Below are 22,488 nucleotides of genomic sequence, written 5' to 3' on the forward strand. Positions count from 1 at the left end.
CCCGAGACCGACGGCTACAGACGCCCCTCTATTGGCGTTTAGGCCCAACGGCGCGTCATGGGGCCGGATGACCGTGCGCCATCATGACGTCGAGCTTGCTCTTGGGCATATTGATCAAGAGCCCGTTCTTGTTCTTTGCAAAGGACGGAAAGTCCACCTCGACGCTCCCGATCGCACTCGACACGACCGCAAAGCCTTTACCGACGGTCTCAATCTTGCCGACGACGAGTCCCTTTGCGTCATGGACTTCCAGCCCCTGAATGATGTCCTTGGGTCCGGCCGGGACCGGCCGCATCGTCAATCGATTGGCGTCGGTAACGCTGACTGCGAAATCTCGAAAACTTTGCTGACGGTTGAATTCCCCCGTACCGCTGTCGTTCGCCCCGACTCCCTGCGCCGAAGGAAATTGTTGTCCCTGAGCTCCGGTTGCCGTTGCGAGAACAGATGCGATAATGCCAAGCAAAAGCCCCCGCATTTCATCCTCACATTATCTTATGCAACCAGCGTATCCTGATTTCATACCGCGGACAATACATCGAGTCGGTCTGGTAGTAATAAGCAGTAGGTAATTTAATACAAAACAACTGGAAGATTAACCTGGCAATCAACCATCGAAATAGGGTTGGGATGGCGAAGTATTTGAACTGGCAACCAAACCGGGAATGGCCGAGACGACCTGGCAGCTGCCGATCTTTGACTTAGCGTCGGTGGCGGGAGAAGAACGCCCACATTGCCTCATTGTCGACGACCGACCAGCTATGCGGCCCGCCGCGCGTCACACGCGCCGCGACGCTCGTGCCGTGCTGACAGCGGGCATAGCCCTGTTCGTAGACCGTCGCGCCGAGGTTGCGGGCATAGGGATCCGAGCAGCCGTTCAGCACGGCCCAGCGTTGCAGCGCGGCGGCCTGTGAATATTGCCAATAGGGCGCGCCGCCGCCGGTGATGGGGTTGGTGGTATCGGCATCGCCGGCGAAGGCGAGGAGGGGCAGCGGCGCTGTCGAGCGACAGGTCGCAGGATCGGCGCGTGACGCATCGGATGCGAGGGGGCGTCCGGCACGCAGTCCGACCACCGGCGCGATCGCGGCGAAACGTCGTGCGGCGACGCAGCCGAGCCAGGACGTCATCCGTCCACCACCCGACAAGCCCGTCGCGTATACCCGCGCGCCGTCGACGCAACCGGTTGCGACAAGCCGGTCGATCAGCCCCGTCAGATACCGGACATCGTCGCGTGCGTCGCGGGCGGGCATGCTGCCCGTGACGGTCGGCACGCCGGGGATGTTCCAGACAAAGCCACGATCCGCGGCGATACCGCCATCGGGCGCCGCGACGACGAAGCCGTGGCGATCCGCCGTCTCGGCGAGGTGGCTGTCGCGCAGCATCTCCGCGCCCGTGCCGGTGCTGCCGTGGAGCAGGATCACAAGCGGCACGGGCCCGGTCACGCCCGCCGCGGGAAGGTGAAGCATCGCGCGTTCAGGCAGGGCGTCGATGCTGCCAGGACGGCACTCGGCGCGCGCGACACTCGCAACGAAGCAGAGGGCTAGGGTAATAAGCAGACGAAATACCACCATGTGTCCGATCCTCGACGTCAGCCATCCGCGCTGAAAAGTCCCTGTAATAGCAAGGAACGCGTGTCCAGACGCGCATCACGTCCTGCATCGTCGGTGGATCGAGACCCCAGCGCTAGGATTGCGGCAAGTTGGCGAGGCGGCGCTCCACGCCGTTCCAGAACCGCTCCAGCCGATCGAGCGCGCGTCGCTTGATCCGGTTGACCTCGTCGTCCGTCATGACCTGGACGCCGGTTGCCTGCAGACTGCCAAAATCCTCCAACATGCGATGCGCCGTAGCCTGACAGGCCCTGACCGGATCAGCGTCGCTGGCGAGCAGCAACGCATACAGGTTTTCCAGCACGAAGCCCTGTGCGGCCAGTGCGCCGGCCACGGCTTCGGCAAATTCGTCGTCCACTGGGCATCTCCGTCCGCCGTGCCGCGGTGTGTAGCGAAGCGCTTGGCGTTCGGAAACCGCGCAGATCGAGCGTGTTGCAGCGATGACGTAGTCGTCACGACCGCCGCGAAGGATCAGGTGGCTGATGTGGGCGGTGGAGAAGGGCAGGGGGCCTTCTCAGATCGGGCGTTCCTGTGACATCGCGCCGCTAATCATCACCCCCGCAGCTGACCAGCATCCGGCAGAGTGGCTCGACCGTGCGCACGACCCGTAACACCGGTTCTTCGCACCCCCGCGCTACCCAGTCGCGCGCCACCGCGAGCAGCCCGTGCATGGCGCCGGCGCGGCACAGCGGCTCGATCGAGCCGGGGACATGGGTCGGCACCAGCGTGCCGGCGATCAGGTTGGCGAAGCTGGCCATCGAGCGTTCGAACAGCTCGTCGACCTGCGGGTCGATGCCGGACAATTCCGACAGGAAGACGCGCGCGCTGGCCGGCTCGTCGCGCAGCAGGTCGTAATAAGCGGTCAGGAGCGCGATCAGCCGATCCCCCGGCGTCCCCCCCGCCGCATCGGCGGCCGCGGCGACCCGCTGCGTCACGAACTGCGTGACCTCGCCGAATGTCGCTAGAAGCAGCGCCTCGCTATTGGCAAAGGCCTCGTAGAAATAGCGCGGGGTCAGCCCGGCCGCGCGGCAGACCGCGGTCACCGTCGTGTGACGATAGCCCTGCTCGCCATAGAGCGCGATCGCGGCGCGGATCAGCCGGCTGCGCCGTTCGACGCGCCGCTCGCTTGCCGATGCACCGCCATAGCGCCGTCCGCCTTGGCTTGCCGCCTTCGATTTCAAGTGATAACTCCTGTTTCCAGATAACGGCGGTTGCTGTCGCATCCTTCTATCGGAGCACTCCGGCATGGCAATTGAGACTGCGTCCATCCCCTCCGGCTCGGGCACCGCGGAAGAGCTCGACATCGTGATCGTCGGTGCGGGTCTGTCGGGGATCGACGCGGGCTATCGTTTCCAGACCGAATGCCCGAGCAAGAGCTACGCGATCCTCGAGGCGCGCGATGCGATCGGCGGCACCTGGGACCTGTTCCGCTATCCCGGCATCCGCTCGGACTCGGACATGTATACACTCGGCTTCCCCTTCCGCCCCTGGCCGAGCGACCAGGCGATCGCCGGCGGCGACGCGATCCGCGACTATATCGCCGACACCGCGCGCGAATTCGGGATAGATGCGCATATCCGCTTCGGCCGCCGCGTCGTTCGCGCCGCCTGGTCGTCCGCCGATGCGCGCTGGACGGTCGAGATCGAGCGGGACGGTGCCGCGCCCGAGCGGATCGTCTGCCGGTTCCTGTACATGGGCAGCGGCTATTATGATTATGCCGCCGGCTTCACGCCGCCCTTCGACGGTGTCGAGGACTACGCGGGGCAGCTCGTGCATCCGCAGCACTGGCCCGCCGACCTCGACTGGACGGGCAAGCGCGTGGTGGTGATCGGAAGCGGTGCGACCGCGGTGACGCTGGTGCCGTCGCTCGCCGAAAAGGCCGCGCACGTCACGATGCTGCAGCGCTCGCCGACCTATATCGTCTCTCGCCCGTCGCAGGACGGCTTTGCGCGGTGGACGCACCGCGTGCTGCCCAGGACGCTCGCCGACAGCGCGACCAAATGGAAGAGCGTCGGACTCGGCATCGCCACCTACGCCTATGCGCGCAAACGTCCCGATCACATGAAGGCGCTGATCCTGAAGGGCGTCCGTGCGCAGTTGCCCGAGAATTACGAGGTCGAGCGCGATTTCGAACCGCGCTACGATCCGTGGGACCAGCGCATCTGCCTCGTCCCCGATGCCGACCTGTTCGAGGCGATGCGCGGCGGCAAGGCGGAGATCGTGACCGTTCACGTCGCCCGCTTCACACCGACCGGCATCGCGCTGCGATCCGGCCGCGAACTGCGCGCCGACATCGTCGTCACCGCCACGGGCCTCGTCCTGCGCCTGCTCGGCGGTGTCGAGCTCCTCGTCGACGGGCAGGTCGTGAACCCCGCCGACCGGCTGATCTACAAGGGCATGATGGTGAGCGACGTGCCGAACCTGGCGCTCGCCTTCGGCTATACCAATGCGTCCTGGACGCTGAAATGCGATCTGTCGGCCCGCTACGCCTGCCGCCTGCTGCGGCACATGGACGCGAACGGCTATGATATGTGCACGCCCACGCACGACGATCCGTCGGTGACACCCGAGCCGATGCTCGGCTTCACATCGGGCTATGTCCAGCGCGCCAACGCCATCCTGCCACACCAGGGGTCCAAGGCGCCGTGGAAGGTGCATCAGAACTATGCACTGGATCTCGCCGCGCTCAAATTCGGCAAACTGGAGGACGGGACGATGCGGTTCGACAAGGCGCGCGGTGCCGCCACTCCGGTGCCAGTCGAATCATCGCGCTCTGCCGTTTCGATCGGCGCGGTGACGGCCGCGGCGGCGATCGCAGCAGTCGGCGGTCTTGCGCTGTTCGCGAAGTTGAGCCAGCGGCGGGCCGAGCGAATGATACCCGCCGACGGCGCCTTCATCGACGTCGACGGCCGCCGGATGCACTATCTCGACCGCGGCACCGGACCGACAATCGTGATGATCCATGGCCTTGCCGGGCAGATGCGCAACTTCAGCTATGCGCTGCTCGACCGCCTCGCGACCGACTACCGCGTGATCCTGATCGACCGGCCCGGCTCCGGCTATTCGGCGCCCGGCGAGACCGCGAATATCCGCGCGCAAGCCGCCCAGATCGCGCGTTTCGTCGCGGCGTTGGAGCTCGAGAAGCCGCTGGTTGTCGGCCATTCGCTTGGCGGCGCGGTGGCGCTCGCGCTGGCGATCGATCACCCAGAAGCGGTCGGTGGCTTGGCGCTGATCGCGCCGCTCACCCAGCCGCAGGACACCGCGCCGAGCGCGTTCGCGGCTCTCGCGATCGTCTCCCCCGCCGCGCGCAAGGCGGTGGCCTGGACGCTCGCCACACCCGCCGCGATCCTGGCGGGCGAGAAGGGCGCGGCGGCGGCGTTCGCGCCCGAGGCCGTGCCCGGCGATTTCGCGACGCGCGGCGGCGGCGCGCTGGTGTCACGGCCGGCAAATTTCGAGGCGGCCTCGGCCGATCTCGTCGCCGCCAATGACGACCTGCCCGACATGGTCGCGCGCTATCACGGCCTCTGGCTCCCGATCGCGATCCTCTACGGCCGCGACGACCAGATTCTCGATCCCGAGGTGCATGGCGCCCGCTTCGCCGACATGGTGCCGCACGCCGCGCTGACGCTGATCGACGGCGGCCACATGATCCCGGTAACGCGGCCCGACGAAACCGCGGCGTGGATCAGGACTCAGGCCGATCGTCTCGGCTGATCGACCCAGCCTGGGGCGCGCCGCGATCTTAGAACAGACCGTCGCAGTCGTCCGCGTCCTCTGACAGCGCAGCGACCTCGGCTTCGGGCTGCTCTTGGGATGGCGAAAAGCGGGCGTGCACCTGGCGTTCGCGTGCCATCGTGTAGAGTGCGTTTATCGCGTGAAAAAGCTGCTCACCGGTGGCCGAGATACTCTGGCTCGCTTCGACCAGCGGCATCGCCAGTGCATCGAGTTTCGCGTTGATGCGCGCCAGCGGCTCGGCAAACGCGGTTTCGCAGTCCAGCGTGCTGGTCATCGCCGCGACGATGTCGTGGATCGCACCCGCATCACGGTCGAGGCCGGACATGCCCTGACGCGTGAGCAACGCCCCCGCGCGAATGACCGCGAGCGCTTCGGGCAGCGACCCTGCCGTCGCTTCGTTGCCATCGGGGGGCGAGCCGATCGCGTCGGCGGCGTCGCTCAGCTGTTCGAAGGCGCTGGCGATCGATGCCGAGACAGCCTCCAGGGTGTTGACGGCACAGCGGATCTCGGTCGCGATACGGGCCAGCCCGTCGCCCTCGCGACCCATGCGGAACGAGCGCAGATCGGAATTCCACGCCATGATCCGCACGCCGCTCGTGACCCGGTGGATCGTCGTCAGCCGTTCGCCCAGGCGTCTGACGGTGGAGGAGGCTTCCGATCCCAATTGCGTCGACCGCATGTCGGCGTCGCGCAACTGCGCGGTGACCGCATCGACATCGGCGACGCTCTGCTCAAGCAGCTGCAGGAACGCGCCATCACTCGTCCGCTCGACGCCGCTCGATTCATGCGGTGCCACCATCGTCGCGACCTGCGTTGCGATCGCGCGGAAATTGCCGCCCAACAGACGCGATTCCTTCTGGAGATCCGCGGCCGCGTCGGCGACCTGTGCCGCGAGCATCGCCATCACCTGGCCTTCGAGCGCGCTGGCGGCAGCCGGATCGCCCGCGCGATTGAGCTCGTCGACCGCCGTACCGAGCAGGCTGCAGGCCTGCGCGACATGTTCGAGCCGCTGCCGGGTGATGTCGCCGATCTGCAATGCGCCGTGCGCCGCGGACAGCTTGCTGCGAATGTCCCGGGCAATCGTCGCGATCGTCTCGGCACGCCGCGCGGCCTCGATCTGGTTCTGCTGGAGTCCGATCGCGTCCGCGGCGAGTTTGTCGGGAACATGCGGGCACAGGCGCGCGCATTCGGACGCCAGCACGCGGTTCACATCGACGACGCAGGGAACCGTCGATGCGAGCTGCCCGACCTCCTTGCTGATCTCGTGGATCTCGCGCTCGCTGACGTCCAGTTCGGCGACCATCGCGTCGGCGAACTCGGCAAAACCGTGCGCACCGGCGGCCGCGACTTTCAGATACTGCCCGCAGATCTTCAGCAGATCGAGCGTCCGGTCGACCCGCCCGATTTCCGTCTGCACCGTTCCGCTCGCCTGCTGAAGGATGTCGAGCGAATGCTGCCGCGTCTTCTGTCGCGCGGGCAGGCTGGCGAGCTGGTCGGCATTGGCCTGCATCGTCGCGACCGCGCGGTCGGCGGCATCCCGGTCGAGCGCATTGGTGACGCTTTCGAGGCTGCCGATCAGGTTTCCGACCGTGTCATAGGCGCGTTCCAGCGAACGCCCGGCATCGACGAAGCGCTGGTCGAGCCCGCTCGCCACGCTCTCGAGCTCGGTTGCCAGCACGCTCCAGGCCGGCATTTCGTCGCCGTCCCGATCGGACTCGACAGCCCTGTGTTCGACCCATGTCATCGTCCTAGCCCCTATTGTGCCGTTGCGTGCAAGACGTCGCGGGCGATGTGATGCAACGGGACGACCCGATCGACGCCGCCCAGCGCGATCGCTTCCTTGGGCATGCCGAAGACGATCGACGTCGCCTCGTCCTGGGCGAAGGTGCGGCCGCCCGCCTGTTTCATCTCGAGCATCCCGCGCGCGCCATCGTCGCCCATGCCCGTCATGATGACGCCGATCGCGTTCGTCCCCGCAGCGGTCGCCGCCGAGCGGAACAGGACGTCGACCGATGGCCGGTGACGCGAGACCAGCGGCCCGTCGCGGACCGCGACGAAATAGCGGGTCCCGCGCCGCTCGATCATCATGTGCTTGCCGCCGGGCGCGATCAGGACGGTGCCCGGCAGGACGGGATCGCCGTCCTCGGCTTCCTTGACGGTCACGACGCACAGCGTGTTCAGCCGATTGGCAAAAGCGCGCGTGAAGTTTTCCGGCATGTGCTGAACCACGACGACACCGGGCGTGGTCGCGGGCAGCGCCGTGAGGACTTCGCGTAGGGCCTCGGTTCCCCCGGTCGATGCGCCGAGGCATACCACGCGCTCGGTCGCGCGGTTCATCACGCGACCGCTCGGGGGCGGCAGGACGGCGTCCGCGGTGAGCTTCTGCTCGAGCCGGCCCGGCCGGCTGCCATTGGACGACCGGAGCGAGACCCGCACGCGCGCCGCCGCCTTGATCACGTCGCGGATCTGGAGATTGTGATCGGCGAGATGCTCGGCGAGACCGGCACGGGGCTTCACGATGACGTCGACCGCGCCCGCCTCCAATGCCTGCAGCATCGCGTCGGAGCCCTTTTCCGTGACCGACGAGCACATCACCACGGGAAGCGGGCATTGTGCCATCAGCTTCTTCAGGAAGGTGATCCCGTCCATGCGCGGCATCTCGACGTCGAGCATCATCACGTCGGGCACTTCATCCTGGATGCGGCGGGCCGCACTGAACGGGTCGGCGGCGGTGCCCATGACGGTGATCTCTGGATCCTCCTCGAGGATCGCCGCAAGGGCATGCCGCGCGACCGCGGAATCGTCGACGATGAGCACACGGATCTTTCCGGAGACGGCCATGGATCAGCTCCGCTGGAAAACGGTGTGGGCGACGGGCACGAGCGGGAGGTCGTGCCCCGTGATCGATTCCGAATGCCCCAGAAACAGGTAGCCACCCGGCGCGAGCCTGCTGACGAGCTTCGAGACCACCTCATGCTGGGTCTGCTTGTCGAAATAGATGAGGACGTTGCGGCAGAAAATCAGGTGCATCGGCTCGCCCACTGGATAGATCTCGTCCATCAGGTTCAGCCGGGCGAACGCGATCGCACGGCGCAATTCGGGTATCACGCGGACTTCGCGACGCGCCGGATCACGCGATTCCATCAGATATTTGCGCCGCAGCGCCGCCGGAACGGGCTCTGCGAGATCGGCGGGATAGATGCCGCGCCGGGCGATCTCGAGCACCTCGGTGTCCAGATCGGTCGCCAATATGCTGTAGGCGATCCCGCGGCGCGTGCCGGCAAACTGGTCGAGCAGCATCGCGATCGTGTAGGGCTCGGGCCCGGTCGAGCAGGCGACGCTCCAGGCGCGGATCGTCCGCAGATAGGTCGCTTCCATGCCGGGAAGTGCCACGTCGCGCAGAAAGTCGAAATGGACCGGCTCGCGGAAGAAATCCGTCTTGTTGGTCGTCACCGCATTGATCAGGTGGATGCCTTCCTGATCGAGATTATTGTCCGTCAGGACATGGCGACAATAGGCCTCGAGCGTATCGAACCCCAGCGCGCGTTGCCGACGCCGCAACCGCCCTTCGAGCATCGTCCGCTTGCTCGCCGGCATCCGGATCCCGGCATAGTCGAAGATATAGTCGGCGAGCTGCGCGAACTCGCGCGGGCCGATCTGGTCCGAGGCGCTTGGCGGCGTTTTCACGATCGGGGAGATGAAGGACACGGGAACCAGCTCCAGGATGACGATGGACCGTTCGAGGCGGCACCATGAGGATTGGGTGTCAGGGGTCGCGACGCGAACCCGTCATGCGGCGCTGGCGTGCAGAACACTGACCTCGGCGCTGGAGAAGATCTGCGCGACATCGACCAGCACGACGAAGCCCTCAGTCCGCTTGACCACCCCCGCAATATAGCGCGACGGCCAGCGGACGCCGATATCGGGCGCCGCGCCGATCTGGCCACGGTCGAAGGTGCTGACCTCCAGCACCCGGTCGACGACGAGGCCTAGGACCAGGTTGCGCCCGTCGACGGGAACATCGATCACCAGGATCCGCGTGCTCGGCGTCGGCGCGACCGGCGGCAGGCCGAGGCGACGCCGCAGATCAATCGTCGTCACGCCCTCGCCGCGCAGATCGGTCAGCCCCAGCAGATAATCGGGGCCGTTCGGGATGTGAAAGGTCTCGGTCCAGTCAAGGATCTCGCGGACCAGCGTGACGGGCACCGCGAAGGTTTCGGCACCCAGCCCGAAGGTCACGGCCTGCAGCTCTCCGGCGACGCTCATGCCGCGCACCTTTCACAGGCTGCGGAGTGGGGGCGTGCCGCACCACCCGGCCGGGACCCGTGGGATCGATCAGTGGCCGTCGCCGAGCATCGTTCGATTGACCCGTACATGTCGGTCCTTCCAGCGTCAGAGGAGTGCCGGCGCGAGCACGGCGGGGGTGGCGCGGCCACCGAGCAGCGGGTCGAAGATCCGCGCGATGTTGGCGAGGACGATGACGCCCTGCGGCGTCCGCACCAGCTCGCGGATGAAATCGCGACGCCAGCGCAGGCCGACCGTGGGCGGGGTCTCGCTGGCGTCGCGGTGCAGGGTCGTCACCTCGTGCACCTTGTCGGTGCGGATGCCGATCTGGGTCGGGACACCGTCGACGTCGAGCTCAACCACCACGATCCGGCTGTCCATCGTCGATTCCGCCGAGGGCAGGCCGAACGCCAGGCGCAGGTCCGCGATCGGGATGATCTTGCCCCGAAAGTTCGCGACGCTCGCGACCAGCCGGTCCGCACCCGGCACGACCGTTTCGGGCAGCAGGTCCAGGATCTCGCGGACAAGGACCGCCTCAACCGCGAACTTCTCGGCTTGCAGATCGAACGTCAGCACCTCGAGCCGGCCGTCTTCGTCCCACTGGGTTTCCGTCGTGTCTTCCATGGTCATGCAACGGCGCGAAGCCGCTCCTCCTGATGCTGGCCCAGTGCGACGAGCTGGACGACGTCGAGGATCAGCGCGACGCCGCCATCGCCGAGGATCGTCGCGCCCGCGAAGGTCGGGACGTTGCAATGCACCGCCGACATCGGCTTGATCACGGTCTGGTGGCTGCCGATGATCTGGTCGACCACCAGCCCGACCCGCTCGGTCCCTGTTGCGATGATGACGATCTTCTGGTGGACGCTGGGCTTCGTCCCCGTGGCGAACATCTCACGCAGCCGGACGAACGGCACGAGCCGGTCGCGTAGCGTGATGAAGCTCCGCCCCCGCGAACGCAGATCCTCCTCAAGGCTGAGTTCGATGCATTCCTCGACCACGGCGAGCGGAATGACGTAGCGACCGTCGCCGACCCGGATCAGCAGCCCGTCGATGATCGCGAGCGTCAGCGGGATGCGCAGCGACATCGCCGACCCCTGACCCGATACGCTCGCGACCTCGATCGTGCCGCGCAGGCTCTCGATCGTGCGCTTGACCACGTCCATCCCGACACCGCGGCCCGACAGGCTGGTGATCTGCGGCGCGGTCGAGAAGCCGGGATGGAAGATCATCTGGAGCAACTCCTGGTCGCTCACGATCTGTCCCGGCTGGAGCAGTCCGTGTGCCTCGGCCTTGGCGCGCACGCGCTCGCGGTCGATCCCGTGGCCGTCGTCACGGATCGTGATGACAACCTCGCCACCCTCCTGACGCGCGGATAGCCGGACCTGCCCGACCTCGGGCTTCCCCGCGGCAAGGCGCCGCTCGGGCGGTTCGATCCCGTGATCGCAGGCGTTGCGGATCAGGTGGATCAGCGGATCGGCGAGCCGTTCGATCACCGTCTTGTCGACCTCGGTCGTCTCGCCGTCTGTCGACAGCTCGATCGTCTTGCCAGTGTCGCGAGCGATATCGTGGACGAGGCGGCGGAACCGGCCGAACAGCGTGGCGACGGGCACCATACGCAGCACCATCACCGTGTCGCGCAATTCGCTCGCCAGCCGCTCGATCTCTTCGGAGATGGAGCGAAGCGCGACGTCCGTCGCGTTGCTGCCGCTGCTATGCGCGAGCTGCGACAGCCGGCTCTGGACGATCACGAGTTCGCCCACCCGGTCCATCAGCAGGTCGAGGCGTTCGGCTGGTACCCGGACGCTTTCGCCGGTCTTGGGCGCCCCCCGGCCGTTCGGGGTGGTGGCCGGGTCGCGATCCTGCACCGGTGGCATCGCGTCGACCCGTGTGGGCGGGAGCGCAGACGGCGTCGTCCCCGCGTCAGGCGGCGGCGCGGCATCCTCCACGTCGTCGCACGACGTGTCGCCGATCGCCTCGATCTGAAGGTCCAGGTCGTCGAGTACGAATATGAAGACGTCCTCGAGGTCATCCCGCGACACCGCGCCGCGCACTTCGATATCCCAGCCGACATGGCATTCGGTCGGCACCAGCTCGGCAAGCGGCGGCACCTGGTCGGTCCGCGCGACGATCCGGCAGTCGCCGAGCGTGCGCAATTCATCGAGCAGCGCGAGCGGGTTGATGCCATTCTGCATCGCTTCGGGGGGCAGGCGGAGTGACAGCCGCCACCCCTGCACGACGGGCGGTGCCTCCGGCGTCGGCGCGGGCGCGCCGTCCAGCGCCGCCTGCAGCTTCGCCAGGATCGCGTCGCCTTCCGCCTTGCGGTCGGTCGCGTCGCCCTCGATCAGCGCGCGCATGTGGTCCTGCGCGGACAGGATGACCGCGATCAGCTGCGGCGTGGCGGGGGTCAGGTTCTTGCGGACGCGGTCGAAGGCGGTCTCGCAGTGATGCGTGAAGCTGGCCAGCGCGTCGAAGCCGAACATCGCGCCCGAGCCCTTGAGCGTGTGCAGCCCGCGGAACACCGCGTCGATCAGCTCGTGATCGTCCAGCCGGTGACCGAGATCGAGCAGGCCCTGCTCGACCTGTTCGAGGACTTCGCCCGCCTCGACGCGGAATGCGGCGACGGGGTCGTTCTGGCTCACCGTCCGAGGACCTTGCGCACGACCCGGATCAGCTGTTCGGGGACGAACGGCTTGACCAGCCAGCCGGTCGCGCCGGCGGCCTTGGCCTGCTGCTTCATCGCATCCTCGGATTCGGTGGTGAGGAACAGGATCGGGGTACCGCACTGCGCGGGGTTCTTGCGCAGCGCGCGGATCATCGACAGCCCGTCCATGTTGGGCATGTTGAGATCGGTGATGATCATGTCGAAGCGGCTGCCACTGGCCTTGCTCAGGCCCTGCGCGCCGTCGGCGGCCTCGCTGACGGTGTAGCCAGCCCCGGTCAGCGCCATGCGGATGGCGACGCGTATGCTGGTGGAATCATCGACGATAAGGATGGATGCGCTCATCGCGGCAAATCTCCGTGAAACCAGAAATTCTGATCGGCTGATGGGATATCGGTGAGGAAGCCCGCGCGCTCGAGCAGTGCCGCCAGCACGTCGTGCACCGGCATTGCGAGGCGCAGGGACTTGCCGTCGCGTTCGGCCTGACGGCGCGCCGCGCAGACGAGCTGCAACAGGCTGACATCGGCTTCGGCAACGGCGGAGAGATCGAGTTCGACCGCGTCATGCTGCTCGAGCTGTAAGGCGAGGTCCGCGGCGAAGGGCACCACCGAGCTGGTCGTGACGGTGGCCGGTACAAGGATGATTTGCGCCATGCGTTCCCCCATTCTCTCCGACCGGCAGCTTCGCGCGGCCGGGTCCGCTGGTTCATTATAGACGGCGGCCAAGAGGTCCGTTCCGGACCCATCGCTTATTTTCGATCAGGTCGTCATTAACGCCGCAAGGCGACCGCGCCCGACGGCGCGATCGCCTCACCACAGCGTCAGCGGTTGCGTCTGATTACCGGCTAAGGCCGCCCGTCTCAGCAATCCGCGGTCAGGCCGCCTGGGCGCCGAAAGCATCGTCGTCGGCGTCGGTGCCACCCTTGATCAGATCGAGCGCGAAGCCGTTCACGCGGGCCTGCTGGTCGGCGATAGAATTGGGCTTTGGCCGTTTGGCCTTCGCGGTTGGCCGAGCAGCGATCGGACTGCGCGCGGTTGCCTTGCGCTGCACGGCCGGGGCCGGCCGGCGATGGCCGATATCCGCGCCGCCACCGGTCCGGAAATAGGCGATGCTGGCCTGGAGTTCCTCAGCCTGCGAGGCAAGTTCTTCCGACGTTGCGGTGATCTGTTCGGATGCACCGGCATTCTGCTGGCTGATCAGGTCGAGCTGCTGGATCGCCTCGTTTATCTGTGCCGCGCCGATATCCTGTTCACGGCAGGCCGCGCTGATCTCGGCGACGAGTTCGGCGGTGCGGCTGATGTCGGGCACCAGCTTGGTCAACATGTCGCCGGCTTCGGTCGCCGCGGCGACGGTCTGCGAGGACACCGATCCGATTTCTGCCGCTGCGACCTGACTGCGTTCGGCGAGCTTGCGCACTTCCGAGGCGACGACGGCAAAACCGCGGCCATGTTCGCCCGCGCGCGCAGCCTCGACCGCGGCGTTCAGCGCGAGCAGATCGGTCTGGCGGGCAATCTCCTGGACGATGCCGATCTTCTCCGCGATCGTCCGCATCGCGTTGACCGCGCGCTGGACCGCGATCCCGCTGAGTTCGGCGTCCTTCGCAGACTGGCGGGCGATCTTTTCGGTCTGCGCGGCATTGTCCGCGCTCTGCTTGATGTTGGCGGCAATCTCTTCCATCGCTGAGGACGCTTCTTCGGCAGCCGCCGCTTGCTCGGTCGCGCCTTGCGAGACCTGCTCGGAACTTGCCGACAGCTCCTGGCTCCCGGCCGAGACGTTGTCGGCGGCGCCGCTGGCCTTGCCAACGACGTTGCGCAATTGTTCGATCATCCGCACCAGCGCCTGGCCGAGAACATCCTTGTCGGACATGGGCTGATGCGACACCGCCAGATCGCCATCGGCAATCTTGTCGGCCAGATCGGCACTCACCCTCAGATTGTCGACCATCCGCACGATCGCCTGTCCAAGCGTATCCTGGTCGGACAATGGCTGATGTGCAAAGCTCAGATCACCGTCGGCGATCTTGTCGGCGAGACTGGCGCTTACCCGCAGATTGTCGACCAGCGCGTTGATGGAATCCTTCATGCGGCGGTGGTCGCCCTGGCAGGGGATCTCGACCATCTCGCGCAGGTCGCCGACGCTGGCGAGGTTCAGGACGCGATTGCCCTCCTCGATCGGCAGCAGCGTCGCATCGAGCATCGCGTTGATCCCGCAAACCAGTCCGGCGAAATCCCCGACGAAGCGCGTCTCGTCACCGCGCTGGCCGAGCTCGCCCGCCGTCGATGCCTTGATCAGCCGTTCCACCTCGCCGATGATGTCGCGCAGGTTGCGCCGCAGCGTCTCGACGGTGTCGTTGATGAACGCCTTCTTGCCGGGAAAGGCTTCGAGCGGTGCGTCGAAATTGCCTTCGCCAAACGCCTTGATGCAGGCCATCGCCTTCTTCTTCACGGCGATATGGTTGGCGACCATGGTGTTGACGCCGCGCGCCATGGTGCCGAAGTCGCCCTTGAACCGGTCGGCCGCGACGATGACGTCGATGTCGCCCTTGTCGTGCTCGGAGGACATGTGGTTCAGTTCGCTGATCAGTCCCTGCAGATTTGCGCGCAGCGTTTCGATCGTTTCGTTGATGAACGCCTTCTTGCCCGGGAAACGCTCTAGCGGGGCGGCGAAATTACCCTCGCTGAATTCCCTGACGCAGGCCATCGCGGTTCTTTTGACCGCGATGTGGCTGCCGACCAGAAGGTTGAGCCGCTTCGCCATGACCGCGAACGTCCCGTGAAACTCGTCGACCGGCAGGATGGCGTCGATATCGCCCTTGTCATGCGCGGCGCTCCAGTCGTCTATCCTTGCGCTTAACTGGCCAACCGGGCGCAGCGCGCGATCGAGCATCTGGTTGATCGCGCACAACACCGTCTGGGTCTGGCCGTTGGCGAGCGACGTATTCGCCCGTTGCGAAAAGTCACCATCGGCAAACATGCTCTCGAGGCGCGCCAATTCGGACGTGAGGACGTCTGACGAGACGCCGCCGAGGATCTTTGCCAACATCAACGGATTCCTTTGTGCTGCATCATGTAAATCAATAGCTCAAACAACACGGCGGCCATTTGCCGTCGTCTCAATCTCACACGTCACGCCGATCTGGCCGACAAGCGCGGAATCGGGGGACCGCCCATCAAGGTCAGCTTGATTATAGAGTGCTCAGGGCAGGGACGGTTTGGAGCGCACGACAATTTTCGCGATTGCGATGCGGTGCGCCGGTTGTCTGCCACCCGCACGTCGACGCGTGCCGGATCATGGACGTGGTCTGCGCCTGTAAATCCTGACCGGTTCTGCTAGTGGACGGCGATGCTCAAAATACGAACCAAGCGCCAGGGGATGGTAACGGCGCGCGCGCTCGATCGCCTCGTGGCCGTCGAGGCCTCGGTGAATGCTCTTGGCGACGAGGATCTGCTCGACCTCGCGGACATCTTCGCTGCGGGCGAGGCGACCCCGCTGCGCGAGATGGCGCAGGCCGAGATGCGCCGCCGCGCGCTCAGCCTGTGAAGCGATTCCCGTCACGCTTCCGGCGCCTCGATGGTGCGCTCGCCGATCTCGCCGTCGAGGAACCGATGTTGCTCACCGAGCTCGACGGCTTCCTCACCGGGCTGCTGATCTCCCCGGAGGCGATCGCGCCGGGCGAGTGGATGACGGTGATCTGGGGAAGCGAGTCCGATGGCACGCCGCCCTTCGAGGATCCGCTCGACGTGCAATGGTTCGCCGATGCGGTGGCGGCGCGACGTGATGAGATCGCGCGCGACCTTGCCCGCGGCAAGCTTCAACCGATCTTCGACGTCGATGAGCGCGATGGTGAAGTTCTGTGGGAATATTGGATCGACGGCCTGACCGATGCGGTCGCGTTGCGCCCCGAGGCCTGGGATGCGCTGGCCGACGACCCCGCAAGGGCGGCCCCGTGGTCGCAGCTGGCAACGCTGATCGCGGTCGCGGGCAATGAGAGCGACCTCGACAGCGTTGTGATCAACGCGCTTCAGGACCGGGCGCCGGCCGAACTCACCGACGCCGTCCAGCGCCTGTATGCCGCGCAGGTGAGCGTCGCCGGCCCGTCGTCACCCGACGCATCGGCGACGACGCCATCGAAAGTCGGTCGCAACGATCCGTGCCCTTGCGGGTCGGGGAAAAAGCACAAGCGCTGCTGTGGCTGATCGGGGACGAGGGCGGCACGATGTGTGCCGGCCCCGCGTCCCCTCGGTCACCTCAGACGCTCTGCCGCATTACGAGAGCTCGATCTTCCCGTTCATTCCGGGCCAGTCCGAATAGCCGACGGCGCCGCCGCCATACCAATATTGCTTCGGCGCCTCGGCCAGCGGCGCGCCGGTGCGCAGCCGGTCGACGAGATCGGGATTGGCGAGGAAGGGGCGACCGAAGCTGAACAGGTCGGCATTGCCTTCTGCCAGCGTCTTTTCGGCAAGCTCCAGCGTATACTGATTGTTGGCGATATACGCGCCCGAGAAGCGTTTGCGCAGCGCCTGGAAGTCGACGCCGTCCGGCACGTCGCGCGTCTGCTGGGTCACGCCTTCGATATCGTGGATGTACAGCAGCCCGATCTCCGACAGGGCATCGACGAACGTGTCGAAGGTCCGCCCGACCTGGCTGTCGAGCGGGGTCTTGCCCGGCTCGGTCGTCGCGGGCGAGATGCGGATCCCGACGCGGTTTGCACCCCAGACATCGACCACGGCGCGAACCACGTCGAGCGGGAAGCGCAGCCGGTTCTCGATCGAACCGCCATAGACGTCGCTGCGCTGGTTGGTGCTGTCGCGGATGAACTGTTCGAGCAGATAATTGTTCGCGGCATGGACCTCGACGCCGTCAAAGCCGGCGGCCTTCGCCTGTTCGGCAGCGCGGCGGTAATCCTCGACGATCGCGGGAATCTCGTCCGTCTCCAGTGCACGAGGAGTGACGAAATCCTTCATCCCGTCGTTCGTGAAGGCCTGGCCCTCCGCCTTGATCGCGGACGGCGCGACGGGGAGGGCACCGTCGTGGAGATCGGGATGCGAGATGCGGCCGGTGTGCCACAGCTGGAGGAAGATCGCCCCACCACGCCGGTGGACGGCCTCGACGATCGGCGTCCATGCGGCGACCTGAGCGTCCGACCAGATGCCGGGCGTCATCGCATAGCCGCGCGCCTGCGACGAGATGTTGGTCGCTTCGCTGATGATGAGGCCGGCATCGGCACGCTGCGCATAATAGTCGGCGGCAAAGTCGGGCGGGACACCGTCGTCGTTCGAGCGGCTGCGCGTCAGCGGCGCCATGACGATACGGTTCTGCAGTCGCAGATCGCCGATCGTGACGGGCTGCAGGACGGGGCTGTCGGTCTGGTCGGACATGATGTGGTCTTCCGTTGGCGTGGGGGAGGAGGAGAGCAGCAAGCTGTAACGCGCGAGCAGCCGCTAGATCCCGGCACGGCGGTAAGGAGGGACGTTGTCGCGGCAGAATATGACGACGTTCCGAATCCGGTAGCGAGACACGGGCGCGGGCGATCCATGCAACCGTCGCCGGTGCGCCGTTGTTCGCACGGGGGCGTTCGGTGCCGCAAATGGTTCAAAACGCGGCGGCGGGACCGCACAGCGCCGGTCGGCGGCTGCCCGACCGGCGCGTATCGCGTCCCCGCTAAACGGCCACCCTATAGCAGCTTGTCGAGGGTGATCGGCAGATCGCGGACGCGCTTGCCGGTGGCGTTGTAGACCGCGTTGGCGACCGCCGCCGCGACGCCGGTGATGCCGATCTCGCCGATCCCGTGCGCACCCATCGGTGTGTGGGGATCGGCGATATCGGTCCAGATGACGTCGATTTCCGGAACGTCGAGGTGCACGGGGATGTGATATTCGGCAAGGCTCGGGTTCATGATCCGGCCATTGCGTTCGTCGAACTGCGTTTCCTCCATCAGCGCCATGCCGAGCCCCATGATGATCCCGCCGCGAAACTGACTCTTCGCCGTCTTGGGGTTGAGGATGCGGCCGCAATCGAACGATCCGAGGATCCGGCTGACGCGCGTCTCCCCAGTGACCGCATTGACCCGCACTTCGCAGAAAATCGCGCTGTGCGAGTGCATCGACCAGTGCATCAGTTCGAGCGGCTGCGACGCCGCCGCGGTGACGGTGACGCTGTCGCGCTGCGCACGCGTCAGAATCGAGGCGTAGCTTTCACGCTGCGACGGGTCGTCGATCTTCGCCAGCCCGCCATCCTCGCTGCCGATCGTATCCGCCGACAGCCCCGCGAGGGGCGAATCGTTGCCGGCTAGTTTGAGCAGCTTGGCGACCAGCGCGTTATGCGCCGCGATGACGGCCGCGCCGATCGCCGCGGTCTGCTGCGATCCCCCCGCCATGATCGCGCCCGGGATCGAAGAGTCGCCATAGCCGACCTCGACCTGATCGAGCGACAGACCCAGTCGTTCCGCGCCGACGATCGCGGTGGTGGTCGAGGTCCCCATGCCCATTTCCGCCGCCGCGACCTCAATCAACGCGCGCACGGCGTCGCCCTCACGCGTGAGGGTGATGCGCGCCTGTGCGCCGGGCATCCGGTAATAGGGATAGGTCCCGGTCGCGCAGCCCATGCCGATCTGCCATTCGCCATCGCGGCGCGTGGCCGGTTCAACACTGCGATCCGCCCAGCCGAAATGATCTGCACCGTTGCGCCACGCCTCGACGATATGGCGCGAGGAGAAGGCGAGGCCCGACGTCGGGTCCTTGTCCGGCTCGTTCAGGATCCGCAGTTCGACCGGGTCGATGCCCAGCTCGACCGCGAGCTCGTCGACCGCGCATTCCAGCGCGAACGTGCCGACCGCCTCGCCCGGCGCGCGCATGAAGGTGTTGGCCAGCATGTTCATCCGCGCGATGTCGACCTGCAGGCTGATATTGGGGCAGGCATAGGCGGCGCGCGTGCCGAGGATGAACGGCTCGGGCATGTTGTTGTGCGGTGTCATGATCGACAGGCCAGTGTGGACCAGTGCATCGAAGCGGCCCTCCGCGGTCGCGCCGATCGCCACCCGCTGCTCGGTGAGCGATCGCCCGCCGACGACCCGGTACACGCCCTCGCGCGACAGCGTGATCCGCACCGGGCGGCCTGCCAGCTTCGCCGCGGCGGCACCGATGATCTGGTGATCCCACAAGCCCTTGCAGCCAAAACCCCCGCCGACATAGGGCGAGGTCAACCGGACCTTGTCGGGCTTGAGATCGAAGACCTCGCCGATCGTCTGCGCCTGGGCGGTGACCATCTGGCTCGCGTCGTGAATCACCAGCGCGCCGTCGATCCATGCGATCGTCGCGGCATGCGGTTCGATCGGATTGTGGTTGTGGCGCGGGGTGCGATAGACCTGATCGACGACATGCGGCGCGGTGGCGAGTGTGGCGTCGGCATCGCCGATCCGGTTGTGCAGCGGCTGGCCCATGAACAGGCCCGGTTCGCGACCGTTCGCTTTCGCGTCCTCGAGGCTGGTCGTCGACGGCTCCGCATCATAGGTGAAGCCGAGCAGCGACGCTGCATGATCAGCCTGTTCCTGCGTCTCGGCGAGGACGCAGGCGATCGGCTGCCCGTTCCAGTGGATGCGGTCGTCCTGCAGGATCGGCAGGTCGGCGGGGCCCACCGCGGTCGGGGACGAGCCGAACATGCCCGGTGTGTTCATCCGTGGCGCGTTGAGGTGAGTCATCACCAGGACGACACCCGGCGCGGCTTCCGCGGCCGCGCTGTCGATCGCCGTGATCCGGCCGCGCGGGATCGTCGCATAGGCGAGTGCCGCATAGGCCATGTCGTCGAAGCGGAACTCCGCTGCAAAACCTGCCTCGCCCTTGACCTTCAGCGCGCCGTCGAGGCGCGATACCGGCGTGCCGATCAGCCCGTGCTTGTGCGCGATCAGCGGGTCGGGCCGGCCGCCGGGGATCCAGCTGTCGGGTGCAAGCGGAACGAGCTTCTCCATCGCGCTTTGCATCAGGCCCTGCGCCGCCTGCTTTGCGGTATCGACGATGCTCATGCGACGTCTCCCTTCGCCAGCTCGGCCAGCACCGCGGCCAGCGTTCGCGTCGCCAGTTCGGGCTTGAACGCATTGTCGCGAAGCGGCCGCGCATCGGCGAACTCCGCGGCTGCGGCCGCCCGGAAGGCGGCCTCGCTGGCCAGTTCGCCGCGCAGCGCGGCCTCCGCCTTCTTCGCGCGCCATGGCTTGTGGGCGACACCGCCAAACGCGATCCGGACGTCCGATATCCGGTCGCCGTCCATCTCGATCGCCGCGGCGACCGAGATCAGCGCGAAGGCGTAGCTCGCCCGGTCGCGCACCTTGCGATAGGTCGAGCGTGCCGCGAAACCGAGCGGCGGCAGTTCGATCGCCGTGATGAGTTCGCCTGTCGCCAGCACCGTGTCGAGGTCGGGCCGATCGCCGGGCAGGCGGTGCAGCTCGCCAAAGGGAAGCGTCCGCGCGCCGTCGCGTCCCTCGACATGGACGACAGCGTCGAGCGCGGTCAGCGCAACGCACATATCGGAGGGGTGCGTCGCGACGCAGGCATCGGATGCGCCGAGAATCGCGTGGATGCGGTTGAACCCTTCGCGGGCATCGCATCCGGTACCCGGCGCGCGCTTGTTGCAATGCGATCCGTCGGTGTCATAGAAATAGGTGCAGCGCGTACGCTGCAGCAGGTTGCCGCCGACCGTCGCCATGTTGCGGATCTGCGCGGATGCCCCCGCGAGGATCGCGCGCGACAGCATGGGATAACGCGTCCGCACGCCGTGATGCTCGGTGACCGCGGTGTTGGTGGCGGCCGCGCCGATCAGCAGTCCGCCCTCTGCCGTCTCGGTGACTGCGGCGGACAGGCGGGTCACGTCGACCAACGTCTCGTGGCGGGCGACGGTCTCACGCATCAGGTCGACGATATTGGTGCCGCCGCCGAGAAAGGCCGCGGTCTCGCCCGCACCCAGTCGCACGGCGTCGTTCACGGTATCGGCGCGCAGGTAGGTGAAGGGAGTCATGCCGCCATCTCCGCGCTCGTCTCGGCGGTCGGCGCTGGCGCCATCGTTGCCTGGATCGCATCGATGATGCCGTTATGCGCGCCGCAGCGGCACAGATTGCCGCTCATCCGTTCCTGGATCTCGTCGCGGGTCAGGATCACGTCGGCGGCAAGGTCGGCGCTGACATGGCTCGGCACGCCGCGGCGGGCCTCCGAGGCCATGCCGATCGCCGAGCAGATCTGCCCGGGTGTGCAATAGCCGCACTGGAAACCGTCATGCTCGATGAACGCCGCCTGCAACGGGTGAAGCGCCGCGGTCTCGGCGAGGCCTTCGATCGTCGTGATCTCACGCCCGTCATACTGGACCGCCAGCGCGAGGCAGGACAGGATCCGCTCGCCATCGACCAGCACCGTGCAGGCCCCGCACGCGCCTTGGTTGCAACCCTTCTTGGTGCCGGTCAGGTGGAGCGTCTCCCGGAGGTGATCGAGCAGCGAGACACGGGGATCCGCCGGTCCCGGGACGGCGTTTCCATTGACAACGAACGACATGGCGATCTCTCCTGTGGCGCACCGCGCCGAGGGGCAGCGTACACCAGTTTATGTGTCGTGCTGATGTCTTTCAGGGCCCGGGGTGCAGCGCAAATCCAAAAAGATCAAACAGCGTGCTCGTCCCTCGGGTGCGGTGGCGGCCAAGAGAGTTGCCGCTCGATAACCTTGGTCGAGATCGGCCGCTACGTCATCGTGGCGCCGTGCCGCGTGCGTCCCCGATCTCCAGCCAATAGCCGTCGGGATCCTGTGCATAGATCTGGCGGACGCCGTCGAACCGGAGCTGCATCGTGTGCGGTGTGCCCGCAAGGTCGGTCCAGACGCGTCCGTGCTGGTCCAGCCAGGCAATGACGGTAGCGAGATCGTCGACGTGCAGCGCCAGATGCTCGTTCCGGTTCGAGGGTTTCGGCGCCATACGGCCGTCGAGGATGTGGAGCGCGAGGCCGTTGCCGAGATCGAGCCAGCGGCGGTTCTTGAGCGGCGTCGGGATGATCCGCAGGCCGAAGGCCTCGTGGTAGAAGGCCGCGCTGCGATCGATGTCCGCGGCCTGGATCGCAACATGCTCGGCGGTCGCCGCGGGCGCCGCTGTCGTTTGCAACGCTGCAAGCGCGAGAAGAATGGATGGCACGATCATGAGGCCCGGTCCCTGAAATATGTGGTCAGCGCGTGTGTGACGATG

21 protein-coding genes are annotated in these 22,488 nt (G+C 66.6%); 3 read left to right on the plus strand and 18 right to left on the minus strand.

The genetic code is table 11. The features are described 5' to 3' along the window. Positions 1 to 55 precede the first annotated feature (55 nt). The 4 genes from IFT54_RS13040 to IFT54_RS13055 all read right to left on the minus strand — a co-directional run bounded on the left by IFT54_RS13040 (position 56) and on the right by IFT54_RS13055 (position 2,785). Entirely contained in the window at positions 56 to 463 is a 408-nt protein-coding gene (locus IFT54_RS13040; protein WP_192070959.1) for a hypothetical protein, read from the minus strand. 235 nt (positions 464 to 698) lie between these two features. Beyond that, positions 699 to 1,463 carry an alpha/beta hydrolase family esterase gene (locus tag IFT54_RS13045; protein WP_244648953.1) on the minus strand — a complete coding sequence of 255 codons (765 nt, stop codon included), beginning with the start codon at positions 1,461 to 1,463 and terminating at the stop codon, positions 699 to 701. A 217-nt stretch (positions 1,464 to 1,680) separates the two neighbouring features. Further along, entirely contained in the window at positions 1,681 to 1,962 is a 282-nt protein-coding gene (locus tag IFT54_RS13050; RefSeq protein ID WP_192070961.1) for a hypothetical protein, read from the minus strand. A 187-nt stretch (positions 1,963 to 2,149) separates the two neighbouring features. Then, positions 2,150 to 2,785, minus strand: a complete 636-nt coding sequence (locus IFT54_RS13055) for a TetR/AcrR family transcriptional regulator (RefSeq protein WP_192070962.1) — start codon at positions 2,783 to 2,785, stop codon at positions 2,150 to 2,152. Positions 2,786 to 2,849: 64 nt separating this feature from the next. Between IFT54_RS13055 and IFT54_RS20920 the strand changes: the two genes are divergently transcribed. Further along, the gene (locus IFT54_RS20920) at positions 2,850 to 5,318 is read left to right on the plus strand and encodes an alpha/beta fold hydrolase (protein ID WP_192070963.1); all 2,469 of its coding nucleotides are present in this window, start codon (positions 2,850 to 2,852) and stop codon (positions 5,316 to 5,318) included. A 28-nt stretch (positions 5,319 to 5,346) separates the two neighbouring features. On the opposite strand, the gene IFT54_RS13065 is transcribed toward IFT54_RS20920, so the two are convergent. From IFT54_RS13065 to IFT54_RS13105, 9 genes are all read right to left on the minus strand, one after another. After that, positions 5,347 to 7,083: a hypothetical protein gene (locus IFT54_RS13065; protein WP_192070964.1), complete on the minus strand. Its 1,737-nt coding sequence runs from the start codon at positions 7,081 to 7,083 to the stop codon at positions 5,347 to 5,349. 11 nt (positions 7,084 to 7,094) lie between these two features. Next, a complete protein-coding gene (locus IFT54_RS13070) occupies positions 7,095 to 8,180 on the minus strand; it encodes a protein-glutamate methylesterase/protein-glutamine glutaminase (protein WP_159511844.1) in 1,086 nt (361 codons plus the stop codon). A gap of 3 nt (positions 8,181 to 8,183) precedes the next feature. After that, positions 8,184 to 9,047, minus strand: a complete 864-nt coding sequence (locus IFT54_RS13075) for a CheR family methyltransferase (RefSeq protein ID WP_446740673.1) — start codon at positions 9,045 to 9,047, stop codon at positions 8,184 to 8,186. Positions 9,048 to 9,128: 81 nt separating this feature from the next. Beyond that, a complete protein-coding gene (locus IFT54_RS13080) occupies positions 9,129 to 9,605 on the minus strand; it encodes a chemotaxis protein CheW (protein ID WP_056408544.1) in 477 nt (158 codons plus the stop codon). 126 nt (positions 9,606 to 9,731) lie between these two features. Next, positions 9,732 to 10,247, minus strand: a complete 516-nt coding sequence (locus IFT54_RS13085; protein WP_192070965.1) for a chemotaxis protein CheW — start codon at positions 10,245 to 10,247, stop codon at positions 9,732 to 9,734. A gap of 2 nt (positions 10,248 to 10,249) precedes the next feature. After that, the gene (locus tag IFT54_RS13090; RefSeq protein ID WP_192070966.1) at positions 10,250 to 12,262 is read right to left on the minus strand and encodes a chemotaxis protein CheW; all 2,013 of its coding nucleotides are present in this window, start codon (positions 12,260 to 12,262) and stop codon (positions 10,250 to 10,252) included. After that, complete coding sequence (locus IFT54_RS13095; RefSeq protein ID WP_031439694.1) at positions 12,259 to 12,627, minus strand: response regulator; 369 nt, start codon at positions 12,625 to 12,627, stop codon at positions 12,259 to 12,261. Before IFT54_RS13095 ends, IFT54_RS13090 begins: the two co-directional genes overlap by 4 nt. Then, complete coding sequence (locus tag IFT54_RS13100; RefSeq protein WP_192070967.1) at positions 12,624 to 12,935, minus strand: STAS domain-containing protein; 312 nt, start codon at positions 12,933 to 12,935, stop codon at positions 12,624 to 12,626. Before IFT54_RS13100 ends, IFT54_RS13095 begins: the two co-directional genes overlap by 4 nt. Before the next feature lie 220 nt (positions 12,936 to 13,155). Continuing rightward, positions 13,156 to 15,324, minus strand: coding sequence for a methyl-accepting chemotaxis protein (locus tag IFT54_RS13105; RefSeq protein ID WP_244648956.1), 2,169 nt, complete (start codon positions 15,322 to 15,324; stop codon positions 13,156 to 13,158). A 300-nt stretch (positions 15,325 to 15,624) separates the two neighbouring features. Between IFT54_RS13105 and IFT54_RS13110 the strand changes: the two genes are divergently transcribed. After that, positions 15,625 to 15,822 carry a hypothetical protein gene (locus IFT54_RS13110; RefSeq protein WP_043157026.1) on the plus strand — a complete coding sequence of 66 codons (198 nt, stop codon included), beginning with the start codon at positions 15,625 to 15,627 and terminating at the stop codon, positions 15,820 to 15,822. Beyond that, the gene (locus tag IFT54_RS13115; protein ID WP_192070968.1) at positions 15,819 to 16,478 is read left to right on the plus strand and encodes a UPF0149 family protein; all 660 of its coding nucleotides are present in this window, start codon (positions 15,819 to 15,821) and stop codon (positions 16,476 to 16,478) included. The genes IFT54_RS13110 and IFT54_RS13115 overlap by 4 nt, the downstream gene beginning before the upstream one ends. 69 nt (positions 16,479 to 16,547) lie before the next feature. Here the strand turns inward: IFT54_RS13115 and IFT54_RS13120 are convergent, their stop codons facing one another. The 5 genes from IFT54_RS13120 to IFT54_RS13140 form a co-directional block, all read right to left on the minus strand. After that, positions 16,548 to 17,660 (minus strand): alkene reductase, encoded by a 1,113-nt coding sequence (locus IFT54_RS13120; RefSeq protein ID WP_192070969.1) that lies wholly within the window; start codon positions 17,658 to 17,660, stop codon positions 16,548 to 16,550. 296 nt (positions 17,661 to 17,956) lie between these two features. After that, entirely contained in the window at positions 17,957 to 20,299 is a 2,343-nt protein-coding gene (locus tag IFT54_RS13125) for a xanthine dehydrogenase family protein molybdopterin-binding subunit (RefSeq protein WP_192070970.1), read from the minus strand. Further along, positions 20,296 to 21,285, minus strand: coding sequence for an FAD binding domain-containing protein (locus IFT54_RS13130; protein WP_192070971.1), 990 nt, complete (start codon positions 21,283 to 21,285; stop codon positions 20,296 to 20,298). The genes IFT54_RS13125 and IFT54_RS13130 overlap by 4 nt, the downstream gene beginning before the upstream one ends. Continuing rightward, positions 21,282 to 21,812 carry a 2Fe-2S iron-sulfur cluster-binding protein gene (locus tag IFT54_RS13135; RefSeq protein WP_192070972.1) on the minus strand — a complete coding sequence of 177 codons (531 nt, stop codon included), beginning with the start codon at positions 21,810 to 21,812 and terminating at the stop codon, positions 21,282 to 21,284. The genes IFT54_RS13130 and IFT54_RS13135 overlap by 4 nt, the downstream gene beginning before the upstream one ends. 187 nt (positions 21,813 to 21,999) lie before the next feature. Beyond that, positions 22,000 to 22,437 carry a VOC family protein gene (locus IFT54_RS13140; protein WP_192070973.1) on the minus strand — a complete coding sequence of 146 codons (438 nt, stop codon included), beginning with the start codon at positions 22,435 to 22,437 and terminating at the stop codon, positions 22,000 to 22,002. Between the last annotated feature and the right edge of the window lie 51 nt (positions 22,438 to 22,488).

It is taken from the genome of Sphingomonas sp. CFBP 13714 (genome assembly GCF_014842205.1).
In the GTDB taxonomy this organism is placed as follows: Bacteria; Pseudomonadota; Alphaproteobacteria; order Sphingomonadales; family Sphingomonadaceae; genus Sphingomonas; species Sphingomonas aerolata.